Origin of the sequence: Luteolibacter sp. LG18 (assembly GCF_036322585.1) — a bacterium.
Taxonomy (GTDB): Bacteria; Verrucomicrobiota; Verrucomicrobiia; order Verrucomicrobiales; family Akkermansiaceae; genus Luteolibacter.
Window position 1 is genome coordinate 5,155,158 of record NZ_AP024600.1, and the last position, 21,844, is coordinate 5,177,001.

Here is a 21,844-nt window from a genome sequence, read left to right on the forward strand (position 1 = left end):
GCTATTCACACAATTCGTGTGTGATGGGCCACATGAAACCGGGAAGACACAAGCTCACCCTCGTTACCGGACTCACCGTACTACTCACCCTTCCATGGTGGCTACAAGCCGTCCGGGCAATTCGGCTGGAGTGGCTGGCCCGTTCGCTGACCGCTACCGAGGAAGCCGCCCTGCTGGCATCGAAACAAATGGATTTCGACTCCGGTGCTCCAGCCCCGGTGATCTCGCTCGCAGGTTCCTTCCCGCGACAACGTGGCATCATCCGTTTCCGCGATGGAGGTCATGTGCGGTTTGCGTTCTCAAGCCATCCCGGAGTGGCCGTGTTCGTGGGAGGGAACTACCACCGAATCGTCTCCAGCAATGGATGGTGCTGTGAGGTCCAGCTCCCCGTCGTGGAAAACCTGGCACATCTGGACCAGATGCTGGATCGAATGCAGGAACCCTTGGAATAAGGCCCTGGACATTCCCAGCCTCTGGAAGCCGGAGCTTTCAGGCCGTCACCACCTCCACTAACCTGCCGCCATGTCTTCGGCATTGGGACGTCTACACAGGCGGGGCCTTGGTCGCGTTCCTGTTGCTGAACATCGGCATCGTCGCCGGTTCCGCGCTGTTCTGCATCGTGGTCGCCCGGGTCTTCCACCGGCATCGCCTGTTCGACCGCTGGGAACCGTTCAAGCTCCTCGAGCTGTCTGCCGTGGGCGTGACGATCCTCCTCAACGCGCTGGTCTCCGTGGCGGGCTGGGCCTTGTGGAAACACGGTGTGATCCAATTGGTGCCGCGTCCGTGGTGGGGCGCGCTGCTGGACACCCTGCTGATGGTCGCCGCGATGGATTTCGGGATGTACGTCCTCCACCGGGTCGCCCATGTGCGCTGGCTCTACGGCCTGTTCCATTTCTTCCACCACCGGCACGAGGTGGTGAACCCGCTGAGCCTCTTCGTTCTCCATCCGCTGGAGGTCGTGGGCTTCGGCTCGTTGATGATCGGGTTCCTGTGCCTGCACCCGATCGACCCGATCGCGCTCACCACCTATCTCGCGCTCAACGTGCTCTTCGGCTCACTCGGCCACTGCGGGGTGGAGCCCTTTCCCCGCTGGCTCCGGAAACTGCCGCTGCTGCGACTCATCGGCACCAGCACCTTCCACGCCGAGCACCACGAGCACCCGGCCTGCAACTTCGGCTTCTACACCCTGGTGTGGGACCAGCTCTTCGGCACGCTCGATCCCGGCTATTGGGATCGCTACCAGCGCGCAACCGGCCGATAGCAGCAAGGACAGGAATGTCCTCGCTGCCTGATCACTCCTGCACCGGCACCGCCTTCGGCACGGATGGCTCGGGCGCGGGCTGGACCGGCGGCGCGATCACGGCCTTCGGAATCTCTCCCTCCTGCGGCAGGCGGGCGATCATCAGCGAGGACTCGTTCGGACGCCAGCGGTAGCCCGCGCTGAACGGCAGCTCGATCGTCTGCTGCGCCTTGAACGCCTCGTGGAGGTCCGCTTGATAGCGCTCCTTGAAAAGATCGATCGGCCCGGCATACCGCCCTGCGAGCGTGACGTTCCAACCCGCGTCCTTGAAGAAGCGGTAAGGAATTCCCGAATCATCCTGGATGATCGTCTTGGTGCGGGTCAGCAGGAAATCACGGGCCTTGGAGAACTCCTGCATGTGCATCAGGTAGGACGCCGCCTTCGCGAAGCCGTTGCCCACGCCCTGCTTGTTGCAGAAGGCGATGAAGCCGGGGCTGCTCTTGATCCCCTCGTTGGAAAGGTCGGAGCAGAAGTAATACACCGTCTGGTTCGCCCCATTCGGCGCCACGTAATCGATCTTCACCCCCGGCGTCTTGTTGGCCTGGGTTTGCAGCTCACCCGCCTGATCCACCCACACCTTCTCCGCCCCGGTGATGCGGCAACCGGCGTGGGCGAGGAACAAATAGAGCACCGGCGTGGTGCCATTGAGCGCCGTGTTTTGGAAATCCGACTTCATCGAGCGGGTGATGAAGAAGCTGAAGTCCAGCGCCGAACCGATCGACTTCCGCAGGTTCTGCAGCGAGGTCGCACGCTGTTCGGGCGTCAGCGCAGCCACGTCCGGGATGGCACCCACCGGCTCAATCCCGCACATCACGGTGGTCGTCGCGTTCGGGAAATAAGCGTGCGCGTAGAGGAAGTCCGGGCCGCTGAAGAGGTAGAACAGCGGCGCCTTGTCATCGTAGGCAAAGGGCGCCACCCGCGGCATCCACTCCGAAATCTTCGAAAGCTGGCGCTTGTCCACGTCCAGCCACGCTTTCTGGAAGTCCTTCGAGTGCTGCTGCCACGAGGCCTCCCGGCTCAGCTCTTCCAAGGGAGATCCGGCCACCGATTGGCCGGCGAGGAAACGGGCCTGCATGTCGGGAGCGGCGGGCTCGGCCATGGCCCAGGGAGCAACCAGCAACACCAGCGCGGCGATGAACGGCTTCATGCGCGGCGTTGTAGCGGGCCCCTTGGAATTTAACAGTCCGGAATGAAAACCCATTGCGCCACAAGGCCGGCAGCGCGGAAAAGCCGGGCGAAGTTGTGGAAAAAGCATGCAATCGCCCATGCCGGAAGATACAACATGACCACTCCAAGTCACCCCCATGACCCTGGTGCGACATTCTCTGAACCCGCGAACCGCCGAGGCCTCCGACGCGCCCGCCATCCTCACCTGCCAGCGCGAGGCGCTCCGGCATCTGGCGCGCACCTCCTACGCCGGATGCCGCCTGATGGAATGGGCGGATCGACTCACCGAAAGCGACCTGCTCGCGGCGATCGAGCGGCACCAGGTCCACGTCCTGGAGGATGAAGAGAGCATCGCCGCCTTCGCCGAACTCGACGAGAGCGATGGCCACATTCCCGCCCTCTTCGTGCACCCGCGGGCCTTCCGGCGCGGCTTCGGCACCGCCTTGATGGAGACCATGCAGCGCCATGCCGATGGCCTCGGCCTCCGCGAACTGACGGTTTCCGCCGCCACCGATGCCGTGCCGTTCTATGAACGCCAAGGCTTCACCGCCGCCCCGGAACGGCTGATCCATTTCCCGGACGGCATCTCGCTGACCTATATTCCGATGCGGAAGGAACTCGCCCGCGCGCCTTACAGCGCGGCGTTCATGCCGGTGACCGGCGCGCCTTGGTTCGCTTGGTCCCCCTTCGGATTGAGCTTCTTCCCGAGCGCTTCCTTCGCCTGGACATCCCGCAGCCCGCTGCACTCCAGCGTGAGAAGCGTCACGTAATCCTCCTGCTTCGGCAGGATCATGTAGATGCCGGTGTCGTCCTTCGGCACGCCCACCTGGCGATCGAGGATCCGCACCAGGCCGGACTCTGCCTCCGGCTTGCGGGCGTAAATCTGCACGTGGGTGGGGACCAGCATCTCATTGCCGGTGAAGCGTCCCTCGAGGCTCCAGCGCTTGCCAGGCGCGAGCTGGATCTTCTTCTCCCCGGCCACGATGCCGAGCTCGCGGCTGGTGAGGTTCACGAAGATCCCGCTGCCATTCCGGAGGTCCGAGGAGGAGAACCAGAACGGAGTCACCTTGTAGCCACCTGCACTGGGAGCGAGTACCAGCAGCCCCTTCTCCACGCCCGTGGGGATCTGCGTGGAGACCACCGGCACGCGGGTCTTCTTGTCGTCGTTGGTGACACGGAAAAACGCCACCTCGGCCCCGGCCTTGCAGGGGTAGGTGATCGACTGCCTTCCTTCCACCAGCTCGACCGGGATGGCCACGCCGTCCACATCGATGTTCAGATCGGACACGGCGGAAAGACCGCGGCCGTTGGCATTCATTTCCGGAGGCGTGAGGTAAACGCTGAACTCCGCCGCCCACAGAGGCAGGACGGAAAAGGCGAGGGCAACAAGGGTACGGTACATGACGTGCAATGATTGGAATGAAACAAACGGATCAGATGTCGCGGCTGTTCAGCCAGCGGGTGGAGACGATCTGGAAGGCACGGCCGAAAAGCCGGGCCGGAGAACCCACGGCAAGCGAGGCATACTCGGTGCGGGCGTCCACGGTGTCATCGAGGTAGCCGGGCATGCGCTGGACCGTCGTCTCCAGCATGGCAACCGCCTCCACCTTGCCATTGGCATCGAGCGCCTCGCCACGACTGCGGATCACGAAAGTATCCGAGCGGGCGGAGATCGCGCCGCCGAGGCGGGTCAGCAGATCCGCCTGGGTGAGATACCCCGGCGCGCAGGCGGCGATGTCCCCGGCGAAGGCCTTGGTTTCATACAGGCTGTCGACGTTCCCCTCCGCGATGACCCGGTTGCCCGAGGTGCCACGCAGCTTGGCGTTGATACTGGTCGCGTCGATGGCCGCCTGCAGCGCGCCTTTCACCCGCTGTTCGATCGGCGCGCCGTCGTTCACGGAGCGGTTGACGAAATCGGCCAGCGAGGTCGCCGGACCGCGCGCCTTGATCTGCTCGACGATCTGCACGGAAAGCTGACGGATCTCGTCCGGCTTCAAGCCACGGAATCCGGTATACTGGCTCTGCCCATCCTCCGCCGTGGTGGCGGTCACCTCTCCGCTGGGAGACGTCAGCACGCGGGCGTAGGCAGCGCTTGGAACATTCTGCCCGGCGATGGTGAGATCACAGGTGCTCGCCAGGAACGCAGCCCAGGCTTCGGGATCGGTCGAATTGATGTTGAACGCACCATCCAGCAGCAGCCCGGCGGCATTGCCGCGGAAACCGTCCTCGCCTTCCTTCAACGGCGTGGGCGACAGCGCTTCAAAGCGGCTGTTCCACGAGGTCCCTCCCGCCTTACGGGCCGAGAAGAACAGACCGTCCCATAAATTACGATTCAAGTAGTAGGACAGGTCGTGCTGGGTGGATTTGTAGGTGTTCCCATCGTCCACCACCGTGAGGTCCTGGTAGCGACCCTGGTTCTGGGTGACCTTGAGACGCGGATCGGCGTACGAGTTTCCTATCGGATAGGCCGGGTGAAGATTGTCGGCGAACCAGTCCTCGGTGGAATGACGCTTCACCCGCACCTCGGTGTCGTAACCCGGCCCATCCTCGATCCAGAGGTTGGCGTGGGTCAACTGGCCGAGCGAGAAGAAGTAACGCTCCGGCGCCCCCGTCGCCGGGGACTGGAACAGGACGCACTTGTCCGGCCCGCCGATATCGGAAAACCCGATCGATTTGTTCAGGTAGAGCGCCTCCGGGGTCACGGAGGAAAGCTGTGCCACCAGACCGCCGAGCAGGTTGCCCGGGGAGCCCAGGCCATTTGCGCCCCCGCCCTGTCCGTTCGCCGTGCCATTCACGGTCACCGAATTCTGCGACCCCGTGAAATCCCCGATGACCACCGGAGGATTCGATGTCGGCAACGTGCCCGACTTCTTGTTCGCCTCGGACGGCCAGCAGCCGACCGTGGGCGAGCGCGGGTTGAAATTCGCGAGCCACTTCGCGTCCTTGGTGCGGCTGCCCGCGGCGTTGTAGATGACATTGTTGCCGTCGCCATCGTTCTGCGCCTGCTTCAGCGTGAAACGACGGGCCCACAGCTCGTTCGCTCCGGTGCTGATGAACAGCGGATACGTGCGCGGATCGGGATTGATGTAGAACGGGCTGCCGCTGGACGGACGCTGGAAACCGGTGGTGTCGGTGTTGACGTTGCGAATGTTCACCAGCGGCGCTTCCGGGTCGGCCTGGCCGGTGGCGGGGCGCTCGCGACGGCCCTCGAACAACTTCACGTTCCAAGTCGTGAACGGATGCGGGACCACTTGGAAGAAACGACCGGACGCGCTGACCGAGTCGAACACCTGGATGTCACCGGCGTAGTTCGCGCCAGTGCCGCCGAAGGCGCGGCCACCCTGCCAATTGAGCGTGTTCTGGCGGGCCGGCGGGACGTCCCGGATCGTCAGCATCATGTCCCAGAAGGAATAGCCCGGGAATCCGCTGTTCGTGACATCAGCCAGTTCACCGAGTATCCAGCCACTGCCGCTGGAATTCGTCACCACGGTCTTGGCACCCATGTCGGCCGCGGGCGAACCCGACGCACGATAGGCCACGTAGGTCCCGTCGAGATCGAGGAAGCGGTTTTGATTGAGGGCGAACACCTTCGTTTCACCCGGCTGCAAGGTGTGGGCGGGGATGAAGTAGCGGTGCTCGTAACGCATCGTCTTCGGCGGACGCGCCTTCGCGTTGAACGTCCCCCACAGGATCACATCCTGATAGGACTCGTCGCCCCCCGCGGAGGCCTGCTGGGCGTTGCCGTTCGCCACCGAAACGGTCAGGCCGTTGGGCGCATTGAGCGGACGATCGTAAGGATTCCACAACTTCACCACCGGCGACATGTGGAAGGTCATCACGTAGTTCGGCTGGCCGCCGGCACCATTGTTGTACCAACCCGGCGGCAGATTCGGATTCGGCGCGGCGGAGGGCGCGAAGCCGTTGGTATTGGAAATGCCATACATCTCCGTCACCCCGGCGATCACCGGATAATAGCCTTCCTGATCCTTCGTCTGGCGCTTCACCGTAAGGGTGGTGGCAGGCCCGGATTGGTAATATTGGCGAAGTTGCTCCCAATAAGGACCGCCCGGATCGCTTCCGCCCGTGGTCACCGGCTCGTAGACCTTCTCGCCGAGGAGGGTTTCCATCGACGAGCGGCTGCCCGCCAGCGCCACGCTGAGGTCCCGGCGCAAGCGTCCACGGGTGGTGTCCGTCAGCACCCCACGGTGCACGGCGGCCACGGAGCGGCTTCCACCGCGTGATTTCTCGGGCACGGAAGTGACCAATTCACTGGTGCCGGTGGACGCCAGCCGGTCCCATAGCGGCGAATCCTTTCCTGGAGCACTTTCCAAGCCGGTGATCTTCCGCGGATCCATGCGGTCCGGCGACAGGGCCGCCAGGGCGGTATCCTGCTGGCGGGGCAATCCGAGCGAGGCCTTGGTGCCCACATCCTCCACCCACCAGGCGTATCGCCCCGGATTGGCCCCGGTGGACACCGTCACGGCACCTGCCTTGACCTCCGGAGACGCGGTGCCATTGCTCCGCACCACGGTCAGCCCCTGCCCGGTGATCCCGGAGCCGGCGGACTCCACCGTCGAAGTCACCGTGGGCTCCCCGGACACCAGCCAGCCGCTGAACTCGCGCTTGATCTTTTCCTTCGGGCTTTCCGCGGGATTGAAGGATGCGTCCTCCGTCCGCTTCAGAACCACGGTGGCGTTCTTCCAATCCCCATGCACCGTTGGCACGGCCGGTTGGAGCGCGGACGCCGGAGCGCTCACCCGCTGGTCGGGACCAAGCTGCTTCTGAAGTTCGCCCAGTGCCATCATCATCGCCAGGCGCGCGTTGGCGCGGGCCGTGGACATGGCGGATTCCCGGGCCGCAGCCCGGAGCGTGATCGAAGAAAGGCCCAGCAGACCGAGCGCGATGGTAGCCAGAAGCACCATCATCAGCAGGGTGATGATGAGGCTGAAGCCGCGGGTGCGGCGAAAACGAGCCGGACGTTGGTTTAAGACTTTCATTGGAACGGGCATGCATGCATCCATCGCTCCGGACACGAGCGCCGTATGAAAACGGAACCGGGCATCGGTGATGGCGAACCAAAGTCCAGCCAAACGGCCCTGTTCTCAAGCGGCCCACGGTGGTCTTGCGTTCCAACCAGTTATGGAAACTCGGCATGCAATACGCTCATCTCCATGACGCATCAATCGACACATCATTCATGACTCCGTCCGCTGTCTCCGTTCGCATCCTGACCCCGGACGACGCGGCGCTTTACCGGGCGGTGCGGCTGCAATCCCTTTGGGAGCAACCTCCCGCGTTCAGCGCGCAACCGGTCGACGAGCCCACCCTCGAGGAAATGGCCACCCACCTCCGTGCCGACCGCGACGAGTGCTTTTTCGGCTCCTTCTCCGGACGTGAGCTCTGTGGCATCCTGCGACTGTCCCGTTACTCGCCGGAAAACGAGAAACACCGCGCCTTTCTCAGCGGCCTCTTCGTCGTCCAGAAACACCGTCACCAGGGACACGCCCGGGCCCTGGTCGCCGCCGCGTTGGAACGGGCGAAGTCGGACCCTGGCCTGCGCCGTGTCAACCTGGCGGTCGTCACCGCCCAAAAGGCAGCCCTCCAGCTTTTCGACAGCCTCGGCTTCCAATCCCGTGGCACCGAACCCGAGGCATTCTCCAATGCCGGGGTCTACTACGACGAACACCTGATGACGCTGGATCTCACCGGCGGACGCGGCGGCTTCCTCGGCACCGCGAATGCCTGGTGGGCCGCCTACTTCGGCTGCCGCCCCTCCGAACTGCTGGCGGACGCCCTCACCCTCATCCCGGATGAGAACGCTCCGGAGGAAACCACCATCCTCTTCCGCGATGGCGCGGCCATCGCCCGCGTCCATCCCACCCGCCGCACCGAGTTCCGCCGTCTCCTCGCCGTTGGCTCGCCAGCCAAAGCCGCCGAAGCGCTCACCGCCGCCGGTTACGAGGTTTCCGGTCCGTTTTTCCTCGGCTACACCAAGTCCGCGCCGCGCTCCCGCCACCGCGCCCGCGCGCTCGACCATCACGACGACGACCGCCTGACCTCGTTCAAGCGCGCATGCCCGCACGATGAATGGCTCCGCGGCGGCTGCGATGACGGCCACCTGCCGCGCTCGGGCGTTTTCACCGATGGTCTGCTGGTGTCGATGGCCACCGCCGACCCCTCCGACGAAGCCATCGCGCCGCTGCGCCTGATCACCGATCCGGACTACCGCGCCCGTGGCTACGGTCGCAGCGCCCTGGCCCACGCCATGAGCCGCGTGCTCAAGGACGGCCAGATCCCACAAGTCACTATCCCGGAAAACGACCCTGCCGCGATGAGGCTCGCCGAAGTGCTCGGCTTCGTCCGCTATGCCACCGTCCTCACGGTGAAGGCACGCTGAAGGAATCAGCCAGCCCCGCCTGCCCTTCCTGACCTGCTTGGGGCGCATTCCACACAGGGATGCCGTCGGCACGGTGCCGCCGTTTCCATTCATCCGGTTCCACCGCTTCCCTGAATCCCAGCCATCGGGCGAGACACCAGCTGACCCGTATTTGGCATGACTCTTGCCTGATCCATAGGCAAAGAACACCGCTCACGTACGCGGTTTCACGTATATCCCGAACCAGCGGTTCGAGTTATGGCCGAAATTGCTGCCAATGTTTACCCAAACGCTCGTTTAGCATTCGCTCCCACGCGATCACGTAAACGCGTTAAGGGCGTGTAAAACCGGTAGTTTCAAGGCCTGCCGCGGAGTAAGATCCGTGTGAAATTTTCAAGAAGCCGGTTAAATCGCTTCCCCTCACCCATATCATTCCTGTAACCCATCGCGCATTAAATGCATGTCACACCATAATGGTTAGACATGCCATTTTAACCTCGTTCATCCCTGGCAAATCCCCTTGTCGCCATGAATCTCCCTGCTGCGTCCCCTACTCTCCGGTTCTTCTGCGAGGAACCCTTCCAGCGGTTCGCCCGGATCGAGGGCATCGCGTCCGTCGAGCCGGATGGCATCCGCTTCGAATACGCCATGACCGAAAGCGTGGCCCCCACGCCGAAGGGCTCGGTGTCGAAGCTGCTGCCCTTCACCGACATCGCCTCGATCGAGCTACGCCACCACTGGATTTCCGCCAGCAAGCTCCGGTTCCGCGCCCGCAGCCTGAAGGCGGTGGAATCCTACCCCACCACCGATCCCTGCGCGTTCGAGATCGAGATCAGCCAGACCCGGAAGCAGGAAGCGGAGAGCTTCGTGGCGGCCGCGAACATCCGGCTCGAAACGTTCATCCGCGGCAGCCTGGCCGCGGCGGCCAACGGCCCGCAGGGTTGACAAACCCTGCGAACGGGCGGATAGCTGCGGCGCGGAAGCTCCTTTCCGCCCGGACGAGGCACGCCGTACCCGGTCAAGACAAGACGACGTTCGAACCACGAACACTCGTACTGTCATGTCACCATGGGTCACCCTCGTTTTCGCCGGCATTCTTGAAACCTGCTGGGCGATGAGCCTGAAGGCCACCGCCGGTTTCACCCGCCCCGGCCCCACCACCTTCTTCCTGGTCACGCTCGCGGGCAGCATGGTCCTGCTTTCCGCGGCGGTGAAACAGCTCCCGATGGGCACCGCCTACGCCGTGTGGGTCGGCATTGGCGCCACCGGCGCGGCCATCGCCTCGATTTTCCTCTATCAGGAGCCGATGTCCCTGCTCCGCGCGCTGTTCCTGGCGCTGCTGGTCGGATCGATCATGGGCCTGAAAGCCACGGCGCAGCATTGATCCCGTGCCGGTCATGAGGCATAGTGGGGGTTGATGGACGAGGTTCACGATCCGTTGCCGATGCCTCCGCTGCCACCGGAGGCGCGGGCGCGGCTCGATGCGTTCCTCGGCCGGATCGAGGAGGTTTCCCACACCCTCGTCGGCTACCCGTGCAGCCAGGATTTCAATTATCCCGAGCTCGCCCCTTTCCTGCGCTATCCGCTGAACAACTGCGGCGATCCCTTCGCGGACTCCATCTACCGGGAGAACTCCTTCCCCTTCGAGCGCGAGGTGATCGCCACCTTCCAGAAGCACCTCCGTGCCCCCTTGGATCAAACCTGGGGCTACGTCACCTCCGGCGGCACCGAGGGCAACCTCTACGGCCTCTATCTGGCCCGCGAACTGTATCCGGAAGGGGTGGTCTATTACTCCGAGCACACCCACTACTCCGCCGCCAAGATCGTCCGGGTCCTCGATGCCCGCAGCATCATGATCCGCGGCCAGGACAATGGGGAGATCGACTACGACGATCTCCGCGAAACCCTGCGCCTGCACCGCGACGTGCCGCCGATCATTTTCGCCAACATCGGCACCACCATGCACGGCGCGGTCGACGACCTCCGGAAGATCCGCGCGATGCTCAAGGAGCTCGCCATTTCCCGCGCCTACATCCACGCCGATGCCGCGCTTTCCGGCATGATCCTGCCGTGGGTGGAGCGTCCGCAGCCCTTCGGGTTCGATGCCGGAATCGACTCCATCGCCGTGTCCGGCCACAAGTTCGTCGGCAGCCCTGTCCCCTGCGGCGTGGTGCTCGCCCGCCGCGCCCACACCGAGCGGGTCGCCCGCAGCGTGGAATACGTCGGCGTCATGGACACCACCATCCTCGGCAGCCGCAGCGCGCTCGGCCCGCTCGTGCTCTGGAGCGCCTTCCAGCGCTGGGGCGAGGACGGCATGCGGAGGCGCGTCGCCGCCTGTCTGGATATGGCGGACTACGCCATCGCCCGCTTCGAAGCCGCTGGCATCCCGTCCTGGCGGCACGAGAACTCCATCACCGTTGTCTTTCCGCGCCCCGCGGACGAGGTGATCCGCCGCTGGCAGATCGCCCCGCACGAACAAATCGCCCACCTCATCACCATGCCCCACGTCACCCGCGACACCATCGACCGGGTGATCGCGGATGTCGTGGCCTCGCGCCTCCCCGTCCCCTCCGGACCATGAAGGAAATCCTCATCATCACCCCAGGCAACCGTCCCGGTGTGCTGGCGGACGTCACCGGCCTGCTGGCCGACCGGGGAATCAACATCCTCCAGATCGACGGGACCGACGACCACGAACACGCGGTCATCCGCCTCGAAGCTGAACCCTACGACGACGCCTTGCGCGCCCTCACCGCCGCGGGCTACCAGGCCATGAGCGAGGAAGTCCTCGTCATCCGCATCCAGGACCAGCCCGGTGCCATCGCCCACGTGGCCGCCCGTTTCCGCGAGCCCCAGATCAACATCAGCGCCATCCGCTTCGTCCGCCGCGACCAAGGCTGGGCCACCGTCATCCTCTCCACCAGCGACAATGCGAAGGCCCGCGTGTTGCTCGCGGACTGCCTGGTGAATGCGTGAAAAAGTGCCGAGTCATCAGTGAGCAGTGATCAGAAAGAGGGGCAATCTGAATACTCTTCTCTGATCACTGCTCACTGATGACTCGGCACTTTCTTTATCTTTTCCCCCGCCACACCTTGCGGACGAATTTCTCCATCGCCTCTTCCTGCTCCTCGATCCGCTCGACCAGCTTGAGCTGGGTGCGGCAGCGGTCAAGGTTGTGATCCGGGCGGTGGGTCTTGAAATACACGTCGCCCTCGAGGTGATCGGTGAGGAAGCGGATGCCCACTTCCAACGTCATCAGCTTTCCGGCGAAGACCATGTGCTCCACCTCGGTCTCGTTGACGAAACCACCGGCGGCGTCGAGGAAGCCTTCCGTCAGCGCCTCAAACATCGGCATCTGCATCTGGACCTTCGTGAGATCAATTTCATCCTCCGCCGCCGGGCTGGTCGCGGAGCGCACCAAGTCGCCGAAATCGTAAAGCGAGAGCCCCGGCATCACCGTGTCCAAGTCGATCACGCACACCGCCTCGTCGCTCTCCGAGTCGATCATCACATTGTTGATCTTGGTGTCGTTGTGGGTGATGCGGACCGGGATCTCTCCCGCGTCCCTCAGATCCAGCAGCTTGCCGGTGATCTCGCCGCGAGCGCGGATGAAATCGAATTCGGCGCGGACGGACTCGAGGCGGCCCAGCGGATCCTCCGCCGCCACCTCCAGCAGCCGCTGGTAGCGCCGCCGGGTGTCGTGGAAATTCGGGATCGTCTCGACGATCTCGGTGGGTGCGAGATCGCTCACCAGATCCTGGAAGGACGCAAAGGCCCGCGCCGCCTGATAGGCCTGCCGGGTATTCTCGACCACATCGTAGGTCAAGCAGCCCTCGATGAAATTGTAGCAGCGCCACAGGCCGCCGCACTGGGCCTCCGCCCAGAAGTGGCCGCCGCGGGCCGGGTAGAGGTTCAACGTCTGTCCGCCGAGGTCCTTCTTCACCCGCAGCACCTTCCAGTTGATGTGGCGCGTCACGCACTCGATGTTCCGCATCACCGCATGCGGATCCTTGAAAACGCTGTCGTTGATCCGCTGCAGGATGTAGCGCTGGCGGGAACCGTCCGGCAGCTCGTAGGTCGCGCGGTAGGTCGAGTTGATGTGGCCGCTCTGGATTTCCTCCCCGAACACGAACTCACCGCCGATCGCGAACTGGCTACCGATCGCACTGACGGCTTCCTGGACGATGGGGTCGATTTCGCGAACCGGAGAGGTGAATGGAACCATGTCCGGCCAGTCTAGCAATGAGCGGACCACGGGCCAGCCGGAAACCACGTGTTTTTTATTCCATGCATCAATCCATCCGTAGTCTTCCGACATCCTCCTGCGGAAATTGCCAAGTCTCATTCCCGCTCCCGCCATCAGGCATTCGCCATTTTCCCCAACGCCGTCCTGATTTCATCATGTCCGGCCATTTCATGGCGCTCGTCCCGCGCTTGATCCCCCGCCAGCGAACGGTTAGCCCCGCGGCATGCAACCCCGCCTGCCCTTCCGCTTCCCCGGCATCGCCGCCGACGTGGAACGGCTGCGGGTCAAGCTCACGGAGGCGTTGTCCCTCGCAGGCTTCGTGGCCGACTCCCCCGCCGCCGTGCTGAATCTGGCATGCGGCCGTGCCGATGAAACCGGCACCCTCTTCGCCGCGCTGTCCCCGGCGCAAGTCGGCTTCTACCTCGGCATCGACCTCCTCCCCGGCGACATCGCGGAAGCCACGAAACGCTGGAAACCGGAAACGCCGGACACCCGCATCGAGTTCCGTGCCGGCGATGCCTCCCGCACCGAGCGCATGCGGGAACTGCCGCCCTTCGACCTCGTCTTCATCCGCCACCAGAACTACTGGCACGACGCCCCGGTGTGGGACCGCCTGCTGGAAAACGCCCTCGCCGCCCTCAAGCCCGGCGGCGTGCTGGCCATCACCTCCTACTTCGACCGCGAGCACGCCCTCGCCCTTACCGCGCTGAAACTCCGCGGCGCGGAGCTGCTAGTGAACTTCCGCCACGCGGAATCCCGCATCCTCGACGACGCGCCGAACAAGTCCGTCGACCGCCATCTCGCCGTACTGCGCCGAAGGTAGGGTCGCACCGCCGTGGGCGACCGGGTCGAATGGCTGCGTCCGCTGCCACGAGAACATCCCATCCCTTCATCTAACGATGCCGGCTTCGCGAACGACCTCCTCCGCTCACGGCTCGAACTTCATCGGCGGGTCTCCCCCGTACTCGCTCCGATAGACATAGACCACCACCGCGTTCTTCGCGCCCGCTGAAGCGCACGCTGCCACGTAATCCTTCACGCTCTTCACGCCTTCGGAGCGGATCTGGAGGCTCCTCTCCCCGCACCATCCCGCCACGGGATAGAGCCGGAACTTCACGCCGCCCGACTCCGACCCCCGGTCCTCCGCGGTGGAGTCCTGGAAATAGAACGCATCCATCGGCGAGAACTCCGGCAGATTGATCTTTGCGCTAAAGGGTGAATACAGTTCCGGCCGCCCGTTGTCGTGGACACACACCAGATGCCGGGCGTCGCGGTTCCAGCCAAAGGAGATCGTTCCCGAGGAAGATTGTTTGCCAGGAGGGTAAATCGCCCGCGAAAGCCGGAACACCCGCGTCGGCTTGCCGAACGTGTACAGCTCCGCCACCAGCAACGTCTGCGGACTGGATTCGCCCAGCTCGTAGGCGACCCTAAATTCCCGCACCCGGGCCAGCTCCATCAAGCGGACCTCGTTGGCCGGAATCTCCACCGGCCGGAAATGAAACCCCTCCGCGGACACAGGCTGCGCTCCACCGAGCAAACCAAATCCCGCCATGGCATGGATCAAAGTGCATGTCTTCATCGCACTTCGTTTCCAACCACACACCCCGGCCCACTTCAACCGGGTTCCATCGCTTTACGCCGATTTTACCGTGCCGTGTTTCCGCTGGTTACACACTGCTGATTTCAAATCAGCCCCAGATGGGATGGCAAAGACTGGAGAAGAAGCTGCCGCGATTCATTTCCACTACCTTTTGCCTCACGAATCATTTCCTCCACGACTCGGTGAAACTGTTGAATAGGGCCATCACCAGCTGACAGAAGGTCGCTTGCGATTCGCTCCAACTGCACAACCGCAAAATCCTCCGCCATCTGCTCTTCATCGCTGTTGGCAAAAATCAGGACGTCTTCCACGAGGATTCGGATCAGGGCATCCATGCGAAGAGATTGATGATCGAACGGGAAACGCTTCAAGTTCGTTCGCACGGGTGCAGTCCCAGCCTATTGATGCACAACAATCGACCACGTATCGAAGCACCGGACGGAATCACCCATCCAGCCAAACTGGGCAATCGCATCCCCTCACTCCCCGAACAACGCCTCGATCATGTCCGTGCTCTTCGGTCCGGGGAAGACGCTCAGCTCCATCTGGTTCATCACGTACGCGAAGGACAGGCCCGTCTCCGGATCCCCGAAGGCATGGCTGCCACCCGCGCCCGGATGGCCAAAGGCCCCCACCGACTCCCCGTAAAGCCGCCGCTTCTTGTTCCCCGCCGCGTCCACCGGGTCCTTCTGGCAGCCGCAGGTGAAACAGGTCTCCCGCATCAGGATACGGTCATCCCCCTGAACGCGGGTGGCCGCCAGCTTCGCCCGCACCGACGCGGACAGCGGGCTATCGATCGCCCCGATCGCGGCCTGATAGAACTTCGCCAGCGCCGAGGCCGTGCCCACCCCGCCCATCGCCGGGAAGCCCGCCGACCACGCCTTCGGGTCGTTCATCTCCTGCACCGAATGCAGCCCGCGCGGCGACGAAAACGCCCGCCGCACCAACGACCCTTCCTTGTGGAATTCGCTATAGAAGCCCTCCTCCAGATCCGACTTGTCCGCCTTCCCGGGATACAGCGTGGCCACGCGACCCTGCTCGCTTTCCGGCAGGCCGATCCAGAAATCGAGGCCCAGCGGAGCCCCGATCGCTTCGCGAAAAAACGCGCCGAGCGTCTTCCCCGTCAATCTACGCACCGGTTCATCCACCAGCACCCCGAAGGTCCGCGGATGATAGCCCTGCCCCTCGCCCGGTCGCCAGGCCGGAGTCTGCGCCTCGACCGCCGCCACCACTTCCGCGTGGTCCCACACGCTCGCCCGGCGATCCAGCGCCGCCAACCCGCACTGGTGGGACAGCAGGTGCGCGAAGGTCGCCTCCGCCACCGGAAACTCCGGCCACACCTCGCGGACCAGCGTTTCCGGTCCCAGCCCGTGCGTCTCCAACGCCATCAGCAGCGTGGCCGACGTGGGTCCCTTGGTCGCCGAATACACCGGCACCAGCGTCTCCGGGGTCCACGCGCGGGATTTTGCCCGGTCGGCATATCCCTCGCCGATCGACAGAATCTCCTCGCCCTGCCACCAGATCGAGACCGATGCCCCAAGCTCGTTCCGCTCGAGGAAATTTCGTTCGAAGGCGGACAGCACCTGGCCGAGTTGGGCGGGAGAAACGGACACGGGCGGAACTTCGGAACATCCCGTCCCACCACGCAAGCCAATCCCGCTCACCTTCTCCTCTGATCACTTTCCACTGCTGACTCGGCACTCCTCTAGCACTCCACCGTCAACCCCGCCAGATCCTCATCCTTCTCCGCCTCATCCCGCAGCCCCGGTTCGAGCCGGAACGCGGTTTCCAAGTGCCCTTTGGCCCGGGTGTGCTGGCCCATCACGTTCAGGTAACAAGCCAGGTTGTAATGGAACACCGCATCGCCAAACAGCGCCTTCGGCCCCCGCAGCAGCCACCTGCAGGCTTCCAGCGTGTCCCCGGTTTCATGCAGGCAGAAGGCCGCGTGCAGGAAAAACCGCGGCTCGGTGGGGAACCGCAGGCACAGCAGCCGCGCCGTCTCCGACGCCCGGTTCCACGCCTTGTGGGCCATTTCCGCCGCCAGCCGCAGCTCCAACACCGGCCGACGGATCTGGATACGCCACGGGAGCGGCGCCAGCTCGACGAGAGCCTCGTCGGCCAGGCCGAGTTCCAGCCAGCCGACAGCGGCCCGGATCCTCGCTCGATACTCCACTGGCCGGAATTAGAGCAAATCCCGGACCAGAGGGCAAGACGATCCCGCCTCAGGGGCGGGATCGGAAAAATCCCGCCCGGCATGGCGACCGGGCGGGACGAGACCAACCAGCAACCGGGAAATCCTAGCGTCGCACGCGCACCAGCGCGGGTTCCTGCTTCGGAGCGGGCCGCGCACAGCGGGCGGCTTCGGCTCCCACCCGCTTCAACAGCGCGATCAGGGAAGCGGTCACGAAATACTCCTTCAGCAACACCTCGCGGCTTTCGCCGGCCGAATTCTTGCGTACGACTTTCATGGGGATGAGGGAACCTTCCGGGTTCCAACATGAGAGCGATGCCACGAACCGGCCTCGTCTGCAAATCGTGTTAGCCCCGCCTGCGTAGTTTTCCCCCTAACCCGCCCGGATCGGTGATTTCGCGGTTTCCCGCTTCGGGGTTGGACGTCCGCATCCGCATCGCCATACTCCCAGCCCCACACCGTGTCGCAGATCCCCCAGGAAACCATCCAGCAGGTCCTCGCCGCGACCGATATCGTGGACCTGATCGGTTCCTACGTCCAACTGCGCCGGGCGGGATCCGGGTTCAAGGGCCTGTGCCCATTCCACAACGAGAAAAGCCCCTCGTTCAACGTCACCCCCAGCCGCCAGTCCTTCCACTGCTTCGGCTGCGGCAAGGGCGGCGACGCCATCGCCTTCATCCGGGAGTATGAGAACCTCCCCTTCACCGATGCCGTAAGGAAGCTTGCCGGCCGCGTGGGCGTCCCTGTCATCGAGGTGGAATCCGATCCCCAAGCCGACCAGGCCCGCCGCCTGCGCGGCCGTCTGCTGGATCTGATGCGGGAAACCACCGCCTACATCCATGAGCTGTTGCTCACCTCGCCCGACGCCCAACACGCCCGGGACTATCTGAAATCCCGCGGCTTCGGCCGGGACATGGCGGAGCGCTGGTCCATCGGTTGGATGCCGGATAACCTGCGCTGGTACACCGATTGGGCACGGGAGCGGAAGTTCACCGGCCGCGAACTGGTCGGATCCGGCATGGCTTATCTCAAGGACGAAAACGATCCCCGCTCTGGCATCGGCATCCGTTTCCGGAACCGCCTGATGTTCCCGATTCGCAACGACATCGGCGATGTGGTGGGCTTCAGCGGCCGCCAGCTCGTGGAGGACAAGCGGTCCGGCAAATACGTCAACTCCCCGGAGACCCCGCTGTTCAAAAAGAGCAACATCCTCTTCGCGCTCGACCGTGCGAAAAAGCCGATCCTCCACGAAAAGGCCGCGCTGCTTTGCGAGGGCCAGATCGACGTGATCTCCTGCCACGAACACGGCATCGAACAAGCCATCGCCGCCCAGGGCACCGCCGTCACCAGCCAGCACGCGCGGCTGCTGAAGCGCTACACCAAGTCCGTCGTCCTCTGCTTCGATGCGGACAGCGCGGGCTTCACCGCCGCCGAGAAGTCCTTCCGCGAGCTCATCATGGAAGGCATCGCCGTGCGGGTGATCGAGCTGCCGGGCGGCGACGACCCGGATTCGTTCCTGAAAGCCCACGGCGCGGAGGCCTTCCGCGGCCTGATCGCCAATGCGCGCGAGTTCTTCGATTTCAAGATCGACCGCGCCACTGCCTCGGGGGCCATGTCCCACGCGGAATCCCGCGCCGCCATCGCCCGGGAATGCGCCGCCCTGCTCGCGGTGATGAGCGACACCGCCACCCGCGAGATCCAGATGAACCATCTGGCGTCCCGCCTCCAGATGGGCATCTCCGCCATCAAGGAAGTCACCGTCACCGCGCTCAAACAACCCCAGCGCCGCGAGCACCCCACGGAAGCGTCGACCAGTCCGACCGCCGTTCCCACCCCGGTCGACCGCACTGTCGGCCTGCTGTGCCAGCTCGCCTTGAGTTCCGCCGAGGTCCAGCGGCTGCTTTCCGAGCAGTACGAAACGCTCCACGAAGCCGGCGAGTTCCTGGCCGGCATTCCACTGCTCGAGCGGATCCTCGCCGGCCACCCCGATCCCGCGGCTCCCGCCGCCGTCAATGCCTTCCTCGGCCACCTCCAGGAGGAGGACCGGCTGGCGCTCAATACCCTGCTCCACGCCGACCGCCCCCACGAGGATCCGGTGGCGGCGAGCTATGAGACCATGTCGATGCTGGCCGCGAAGGTGCTCCTCCAGCGGGACGCCCGGAACAAGGCGCTCTTGAACGATCCGGGACTTTCGCGGGAACGGCTGACCTTCCTATTGGAGGAAGGAAAGGAGATCCAGCGGCTGCTGGACGGCGTGAAGGGCCGTTTCATCGTGGAAGATATCTTGCCGCCCGCGCCAAAGAAGCCGGTGGCGAAGAAGGAGTGGAAGAAACGGGACAAATAATCCCGCAATTCATTTGTTTGCAACAATTTACCCCACTTACAGGCAAATTCGGAAAGCCAATCAAGGGCAGAATCATACACAAAGACGCCGTGCTTCTACAAGCGTCTTGGCCATAACGGTGGCATATTGGAAGCGTCTCGAAAACCCACGGCATGATGCCCGGGCGGAAAGCTGCGATCCCGCCCGGTCGCCCGTCTCATGTCGCTTGGGTTATTCGAACCGCCCATCCGAACAACCCACCACGGACATGCAACAAAACGTCCATTCAGACCACGTCCCAGCAGCACATGTGCCAGAACACCAGGACCAGAAAAAGAACACGGTCTGGCGCAAGCTCGGCGGAGGCTCGCTTTCCATTTCCATCATCGTCCATGCCGTCCTGCTGGTGATCGGCATCTTCTGGATCTTCCAGATCATCCCGGAAAAGAAGCAGGAAGTCGACTTCATGCCGAAAGGCGGCGGCGGCGGCTCCCCGGGCGTGAAGGAAGTGAGCAACAAGAAGCAGCGCGCCACCATGACCACCCCGAACACACCGCGGATGGCGGCGAAGGGCGTGGCCAGCTCGTTCACCCTTCCGGAACCGGACGCGGCCTCGGCCATGTCCAACGTCGGCTCCCTTTCCTCGGGCGGTCTGTCCGGCGGCCTTGGCGGCAGTGGTTCCGGCGGCGGCCGCGGTGATGGCCACGGCACGGGCTTCGGCTCCGGCAGCGGTCCGGGCCTCGGTGGCAACGCCAAGGGCATGAGCCCCTTCGGCATCATCGATCCGAAGGCCAATGCCTTGGTCGGCACCTTCTACGACCTGAAGCAGGATCCGAAGGGCCGCACCACCCCGCTTGGCGAGAAGACCAACTGGGGTGAGATCATGGACAGCACCCGTGACATCCTGCACGGCTTCGTGAGCCGCGGTTGGAACGAGCGCTCGCTCGCCAACTCCTATTTCCAAGCCCCGCAGAAGCTGGCCCAGACGAAGATCTACATGCCGGTTCTCCCCGCCGACGGCGCGCCGAAAGCCTTCAACTGCGACGTGCCGGGCTCCCGCTGGGTCGTCATCTACCGTGGCATGGTCCGCCCGCCGAAGACCGGCAAGTACCGCTTCGTGGGTGCCGGCGATGACGTGGTGGTGGTGCGCTTCAACAACAAGAACGTCTTCGACTACGGCTACGAATCGCCGACGGCGAACATCAAGCTGGCTGGCAAGGGCGCCGAACTGAAGGGCGACAAAGAAGACAAGGAATACGATCGCGCCCGCCGCGATCTCGCGATGCCCAAACCGATGGCGATCTACAACTACGGCTCGATGTCCCAGCGCGCCAAGTCCGACATCTCCGGCCTCGGCGTCGGCATGGAGTTCGAAGCCCGTGACAACACCGACTATCCGATCGAGATCCTGGTCAGCGAGGTTCCCGGCGGCTTCTTCTTCGCCTACCTCCTCATCGAGGAAATCGGTGCCACCTACGAGAAGGACGCCAGCGGCGCCCCGATCCTGCCGCTGTTCCGTCTGGACAACAGCCCCGCCGCTCCCGGCGAAGGCCCGCCCTACGACAAGAACGGCCCGATCTGGAAGCTCAGCGGCAAATCCCGCACCGATATCTGAACCGAACGAATGGCGCCTTTCGAGGCGCCATTTTTCTTTGGTAGCTGAAAATGCAGAAGGGAGCTGACGAGTGAACGCCGCAGGCGAAGTAGCGTAAGTTTCCAAACTTGCGCGTGGGAAGACCCGCGAAAACCCGGGCAAATCCAGTCCACCCGGGAGCAGGCCCTACCTAATTGCCCATCGTTCGGCCTCCCCACCACCGCCAACTGGAGCTGGTGGAGACAATCCGGAAGCGGAGCTTCCAGCTACATCACTACCACAGGCCATACTTCCCGTAGGCCACGATGTAGAGGCACATCAGCAGGTTCGCAGTGGCGTGCATCGCCACGCAGGCACCAAGGCTCTTCGAGCGGATGCAGAGCAGGTAGGTCAGCGAGCCGTAGAGAAATGCCATCGCGCGGTCCGGCCCGGAATGGATCGCCGTGAAGAGCCCGGTGACGACCACGAAGGACAGCAGCGAAGGCTTGCCGAACGGCTGCCGGGTCCAATCCCCTTCCCAATCCAATAGGAACCGCATCATGAACCCGCGCCAAAAGATCTCCTCGGCCAGCGCCACCACCACCGCCGCCCGGAAAAACCGCAGCACCACCGCGGTCCACCAGGCCGCGGGCGACTGGAACACGCCGGGGTCGAAGCCCTCCTTGCGCGCGGCAACCCCCAGCCACGCCCGCCAACCTTCCGGGTCGGTGTCCAGCCCGAGGCGGTCGTAGAGCGTGGTCGGCAGCAGCCACAGGCCGATGCCCGCCGCTCCGCAAAGAATCCCGACGACGGTCCATTTCACGGACCAACGGAAGTCATAGTACTTCCATCCGCGCAGCAGCAGCCCGGCGACGACCAGCGATTGCAGCGGATACATCCACTGCTCCGGCGCGCGCCGCCACCACGGCGCGTCCGGATGCTTCCACGTGATCTCCGCCCCCACCACCTGGAGGAGCAGGAGGAATCCGATGAACACGGCCAGCGGCAGGACATGCGCCGAGGTCAGCGCCCGCGCTTCCTGGTCGTTGCGTGGGGCCGTGTCCATGG

Annotated in this window: 20 protein-coding genes and 1 riboswitch; of the genes, 11 read left to right on the top strand and 9 right to left on the bottom strand. The window is 64.0% G+C overall.

What is annotated here, in order from left to right; all coding sequences use genetic code 11:
- The first annotated feature begins 32 nt into the window (after positions 1-32).
- Entirely contained in the window at positions 33-452 is a 420-nt protein-coding gene (locus llg_RS20570; protein WP_338286923.1) for a hypothetical protein, read from the top strand.
- Positions 453-559: 107 nt separating this feature from the next.
- On the top strand, positions 560-1,261 hold the full coding sequence (locus llg_RS20575) for a sterol desaturase family protein (RefSeq protein WP_338286924.1): 702 nt from the start codon (positions 560-562) through the stop codon (positions 1,259-1,261).
- 31 nt (positions 1,262-1,292) lie between these two features.
- On the opposite strand, the gene llg_RS20580 is transcribed toward llg_RS20575, so the two are convergent.
- Positions 1,293-2,447 (bottom strand): hypothetical protein, encoded by a 1,155-nt coding sequence (locus tag llg_RS20580; RefSeq protein WP_338286925.1) that lies wholly within the window; start codon positions 2,445-2,447, stop codon positions 1,293-1,295.
- A 157-nt stretch (positions 2,448-2,604) separates the two neighbouring features.
- Between llg_RS20580 and llg_RS20585 the strand changes: the two genes are divergently transcribed.
- Positions 2,605-3,237, top strand: a complete 633-nt coding sequence (locus tag llg_RS20585) for a GNAT family N-acetyltransferase (RefSeq protein WP_338286926.1) — start codon at positions 2,605-2,607, stop codon at positions 3,235-3,237.
- Between the two features lie 663 nt (positions 3,238-3,900).
- Here llg_RS20585 and llg_RS20590 read toward each other — a convergent pair.
- A complete protein-coding gene (locus llg_RS20590; protein ID WP_338286927.1) occupies positions 3,901-7,464 on the bottom strand; it encodes a hypothetical protein in 3,564 nt (1,187 codons plus the stop codon).
- 200 nt (positions 7,465-7,664) lie between these two features.
- On the opposite strand from llg_RS20590, the gene llg_RS20595 reads away from it, so the two are divergent.
- The 5 genes from llg_RS20595 to llg_RS20615 all read left to right on the top strand — a co-directional run bounded on the left by llg_RS20595 (position 7,665) and on the right by llg_RS20615 (position 11,819).
- On the top strand, positions 7,665-8,864 hold the full coding sequence (locus llg_RS20595; RefSeq protein ID WP_338286928.1) for a GNAT family N-acetyltransferase: 1,200 nt from the start codon (positions 7,665-7,667) through the stop codon (positions 8,862-8,864).
- A 507-nt stretch (positions 8,865-9,371) separates the two neighbouring features.
- Positions 9,372-9,788 carry a hypothetical protein gene (locus tag llg_RS20600; protein ID WP_338286929.1) on the top strand — a complete coding sequence of 139 codons (417 nt, stop codon included), beginning with the start codon at positions 9,372-9,374 and terminating at the stop codon, positions 9,786-9,788.
- Positions 9,789-9,816: 28 nt separating this feature from the next.
- Positions 9,817-9,881: riboswitch (guanidine-III (ykkC-III) riboswitch) on the top strand.
- 22 nt (positions 9,882-9,903) lie between these two features.
- A complete protein-coding gene (locus llg_RS20605) occupies positions 9,904-10,227 on the top strand; it encodes a multidrug efflux SMR transporter (protein ID WP_338286930.1) in 324 nt (107 codons plus the stop codon).
- A 60-nt stretch (positions 10,228-10,287) separates the two neighbouring features.
- Positions 10,288-11,424, top strand: a complete 1,137-nt coding sequence (locus tag llg_RS20610; RefSeq protein WP_338286931.1) for a histidine decarboxylase — start codon at positions 10,288-10,290, stop codon at positions 11,422-11,424.
- Positions 11,421-11,819: an ACT domain-containing protein gene (locus tag llg_RS20615; protein ID WP_338286932.1), complete on the top strand. Its 399-nt coding sequence runs from the start codon at positions 11,421-11,423 to the stop codon at positions 11,817-11,819. Before llg_RS20610 ends, llg_RS20615 begins: the two co-directional genes overlap by 4 nt.
- 94 nt (positions 11,820-11,913) lie before the next feature.
- Here the strand turns inward: llg_RS20615 and llg_RS20620 are convergent, their stop codons facing one another.
- Positions 11,914-13,068 carry an aminoglycoside phosphotransferase family protein gene (locus llg_RS20620; RefSeq protein WP_338286933.1) on the bottom strand — a complete coding sequence of 385 codons (1,155 nt, stop codon included), beginning with the start codon at positions 13,066-13,068 and terminating at the stop codon, positions 11,914-11,916.
- A 244-nt stretch (positions 13,069-13,312) separates the two neighbouring features.
- On the opposite strand from llg_RS20620, the gene llg_RS20625 reads away from it, so the two are divergent.
- Positions 13,313-13,912 (top strand): class I SAM-dependent methyltransferase, encoded by a 600-nt coding sequence (locus llg_RS20625; RefSeq protein WP_338286934.1) that lies wholly within the window; start codon positions 13,313-13,315, stop codon positions 13,910-13,912.
- Positions 13,913-14,017: 105 nt separating this feature from the next.
- Here the strand turns inward: llg_RS20625 and llg_RS20630 are convergent, their stop codons facing one another.
- The 5 genes from llg_RS20630 to llg_RS20650 all read right to left on the bottom strand — a co-directional run bounded on the left by llg_RS20630 (position 14,018) and on the right by llg_RS20650 (position 17,157).
- Positions 14,018-14,545 carry a hypothetical protein gene (locus tag llg_RS20630; protein WP_338286935.1) on the bottom strand — a complete coding sequence of 176 codons (528 nt, stop codon included), beginning with the start codon at positions 14,543-14,545 and terminating at the stop codon, positions 14,018-14,020.
- Positions 14,546-14,772: 227 nt separating this feature from the next.
- On the bottom strand, positions 14,773-15,024 hold the full coding sequence (locus llg_RS20635; protein ID WP_338286936.1) for a hypothetical protein: 252 nt from the start codon (positions 15,022-15,024) through the stop codon (positions 14,773-14,775).
- A gap of 144 nt (positions 15,025-15,168) precedes the next feature.
- On the bottom strand, positions 15,169-16,302 hold the full coding sequence (locus llg_RS20640; RefSeq protein ID WP_338286937.1) for a serine hydrolase domain-containing protein: 1,134 nt from the start codon (positions 16,300-16,302) through the stop codon (positions 15,169-15,171).
- 92 nt (positions 16,303-16,394) lie between these two features.
- A complete protein-coding gene (locus llg_RS20645; RefSeq protein ID WP_338286938.1) occupies positions 16,395-16,862 on the bottom strand; it encodes a hypothetical protein in 468 nt (155 codons plus the stop codon).
- A gap of 124 nt (positions 16,863-16,986) precedes the next feature.
- Positions 16,987-17,157: a hypothetical protein gene (locus tag llg_RS20650; RefSeq protein ID WP_338286939.1), complete on the bottom strand. Its 171-nt coding sequence runs from the start codon at positions 17,155-17,157 to the stop codon at positions 16,987-16,989.
- 183 nt (positions 17,158-17,340) lie between these two features.
- Here llg_RS20650 and dnaG point away from each other — a divergent pair, with 183 nt between their 5' ends.
- Complete coding sequence (dnaG, locus tag llg_RS20655; RefSeq protein WP_338286941.1) at positions 17,341-19,224, top strand: DNA primase; 1,884 nt, start codon at positions 17,341-17,343, stop codon at positions 19,222-19,224.
- Positions 19,225-19,471: 247 nt separating this feature from the next.
- The gene (locus tag llg_RS20660) at positions 19,472-20,818 is read left to right on the top strand and encodes a PA14 domain-containing protein (protein ID WP_338286942.1); all 1,347 of its coding nucleotides are present in this window, start codon (positions 19,472-19,474) and stop codon (positions 20,816-20,818) included.
- Positions 20,819-21,071: 253 nt separating this feature from the next.
- Here the strand turns inward: llg_RS20660 and llg_RS20665 are convergent, their stop codons facing one another.
- Positions 21,072-21,842, bottom strand: coding sequence for a CAAX prenyl protease-related protein (locus llg_RS20665; RefSeq protein WP_338286943.1), 771 nt, complete (start codon positions 21,840-21,842; stop codon positions 21,072-21,074).
- Between the last annotated feature and the right edge of the window lie 2 nt (positions 21,843-21,844).

Coding starts and splice junctions, on each gene's coding strand:
- llg_RS20570 (WP_338286923.1), top strand. CDS start 33: ATGAAACCGGGAAGACACAAGCTCACCCTCGTTACCGGACTCACCGTA.
- llg_RS20580 (WP_338286925.1), bottom strand. CDS start 2,447: ATGAAGCCGTTCATCGCCGCGCTGGTGTTGCTGGTTGCTCCCTGGGCC.
- llg_RS20585 (WP_338286926.1), top strand. CDS start 2,605: ATGACCCTGGTGCGACATTCTCTGAACCCGCGAACCGCCGAGGCCTCC.
- llg_RS20590 (WP_338286927.1), bottom strand. CDS start 7,464: ATGAAAGTCTTAAACCAACGTCCGGCTCGTTTTCGCCGCACCCGCGGC.
- llg_RS20595 (WP_338286928.1), top strand. CDS start 7,665: ATGACTCCGTCCGCTGTCTCCGTTCGCATCCTGACCCCGGACGACGCG.
- llg_RS20600 (WP_338286929.1), top strand. CDS start 9,372: ATGAATCTCCCTGCTGCGTCCCCTACTCTCCGGTTCTTCTGCGAGGAA.
- llg_RS20605 (WP_338286930.1), top strand. CDS start 9,904: ATGTCACCATGGGTCACCCTCGTTTTCGCCGGCATTCTTGAAACCTGC.
- llg_RS20610 (WP_338286931.1), top strand. CDS start 10,288: ATGCCTCCGCTGCCACCGGAGGCGCGGGCGCGGCTCGATGCGTTCCTC.
- llg_RS20615 (WP_338286932.1), top strand. CDS start 11,421: ATGAAGGAAATCCTCATCATCACCCCAGGCAACCGTCCCGGTGTGCTG.
- llg_RS20620 (WP_338286933.1), bottom strand. CDS start 13,068: ATGGTTCCATTCACCTCTCCGGTTCGCGAAATCGACCCCATCGTCCAG.
- llg_RS20625 (WP_338286934.1), top strand. CDS start 13,313: ATGCAACCCCGCCTGCCCTTCCGCTTCCCCGGCATCGCCGCCGACGTG.
- llg_RS20630 (WP_338286935.1), bottom strand. CDS start 14,545: ATGGAGCTGGCCCGGGTGCGGGAATTTAGGGTCGCCTACGAGCTGGGC.
- llg_RS20635 (WP_338286936.1), bottom strand. CDS start 15,024: ATGGATGCCCTGATCCGAATCCTCGTGGAAGACGTCCTGATTTTTGCC.
- llg_RS20650 (WP_338286939.1), bottom strand. CDS start 17,157: ATGAAAGTCGTACGCAAGAATTCGGCCGGCGAAAGCCGCGAGGTGTTG.
- llg_RS20660 (WP_338286942.1), top strand. CDS start 19,472: ATGCAACAAAACGTCCATTCAGACCACGTCCCAGCAGCACATGTGCCA.
- llg_RS20665 (WP_338286943.1), bottom strand. CDS start 21,842: ATGGACACGGCCCCACGCAACGACCAGGAAGCGCGGGCGCTGACCTCG.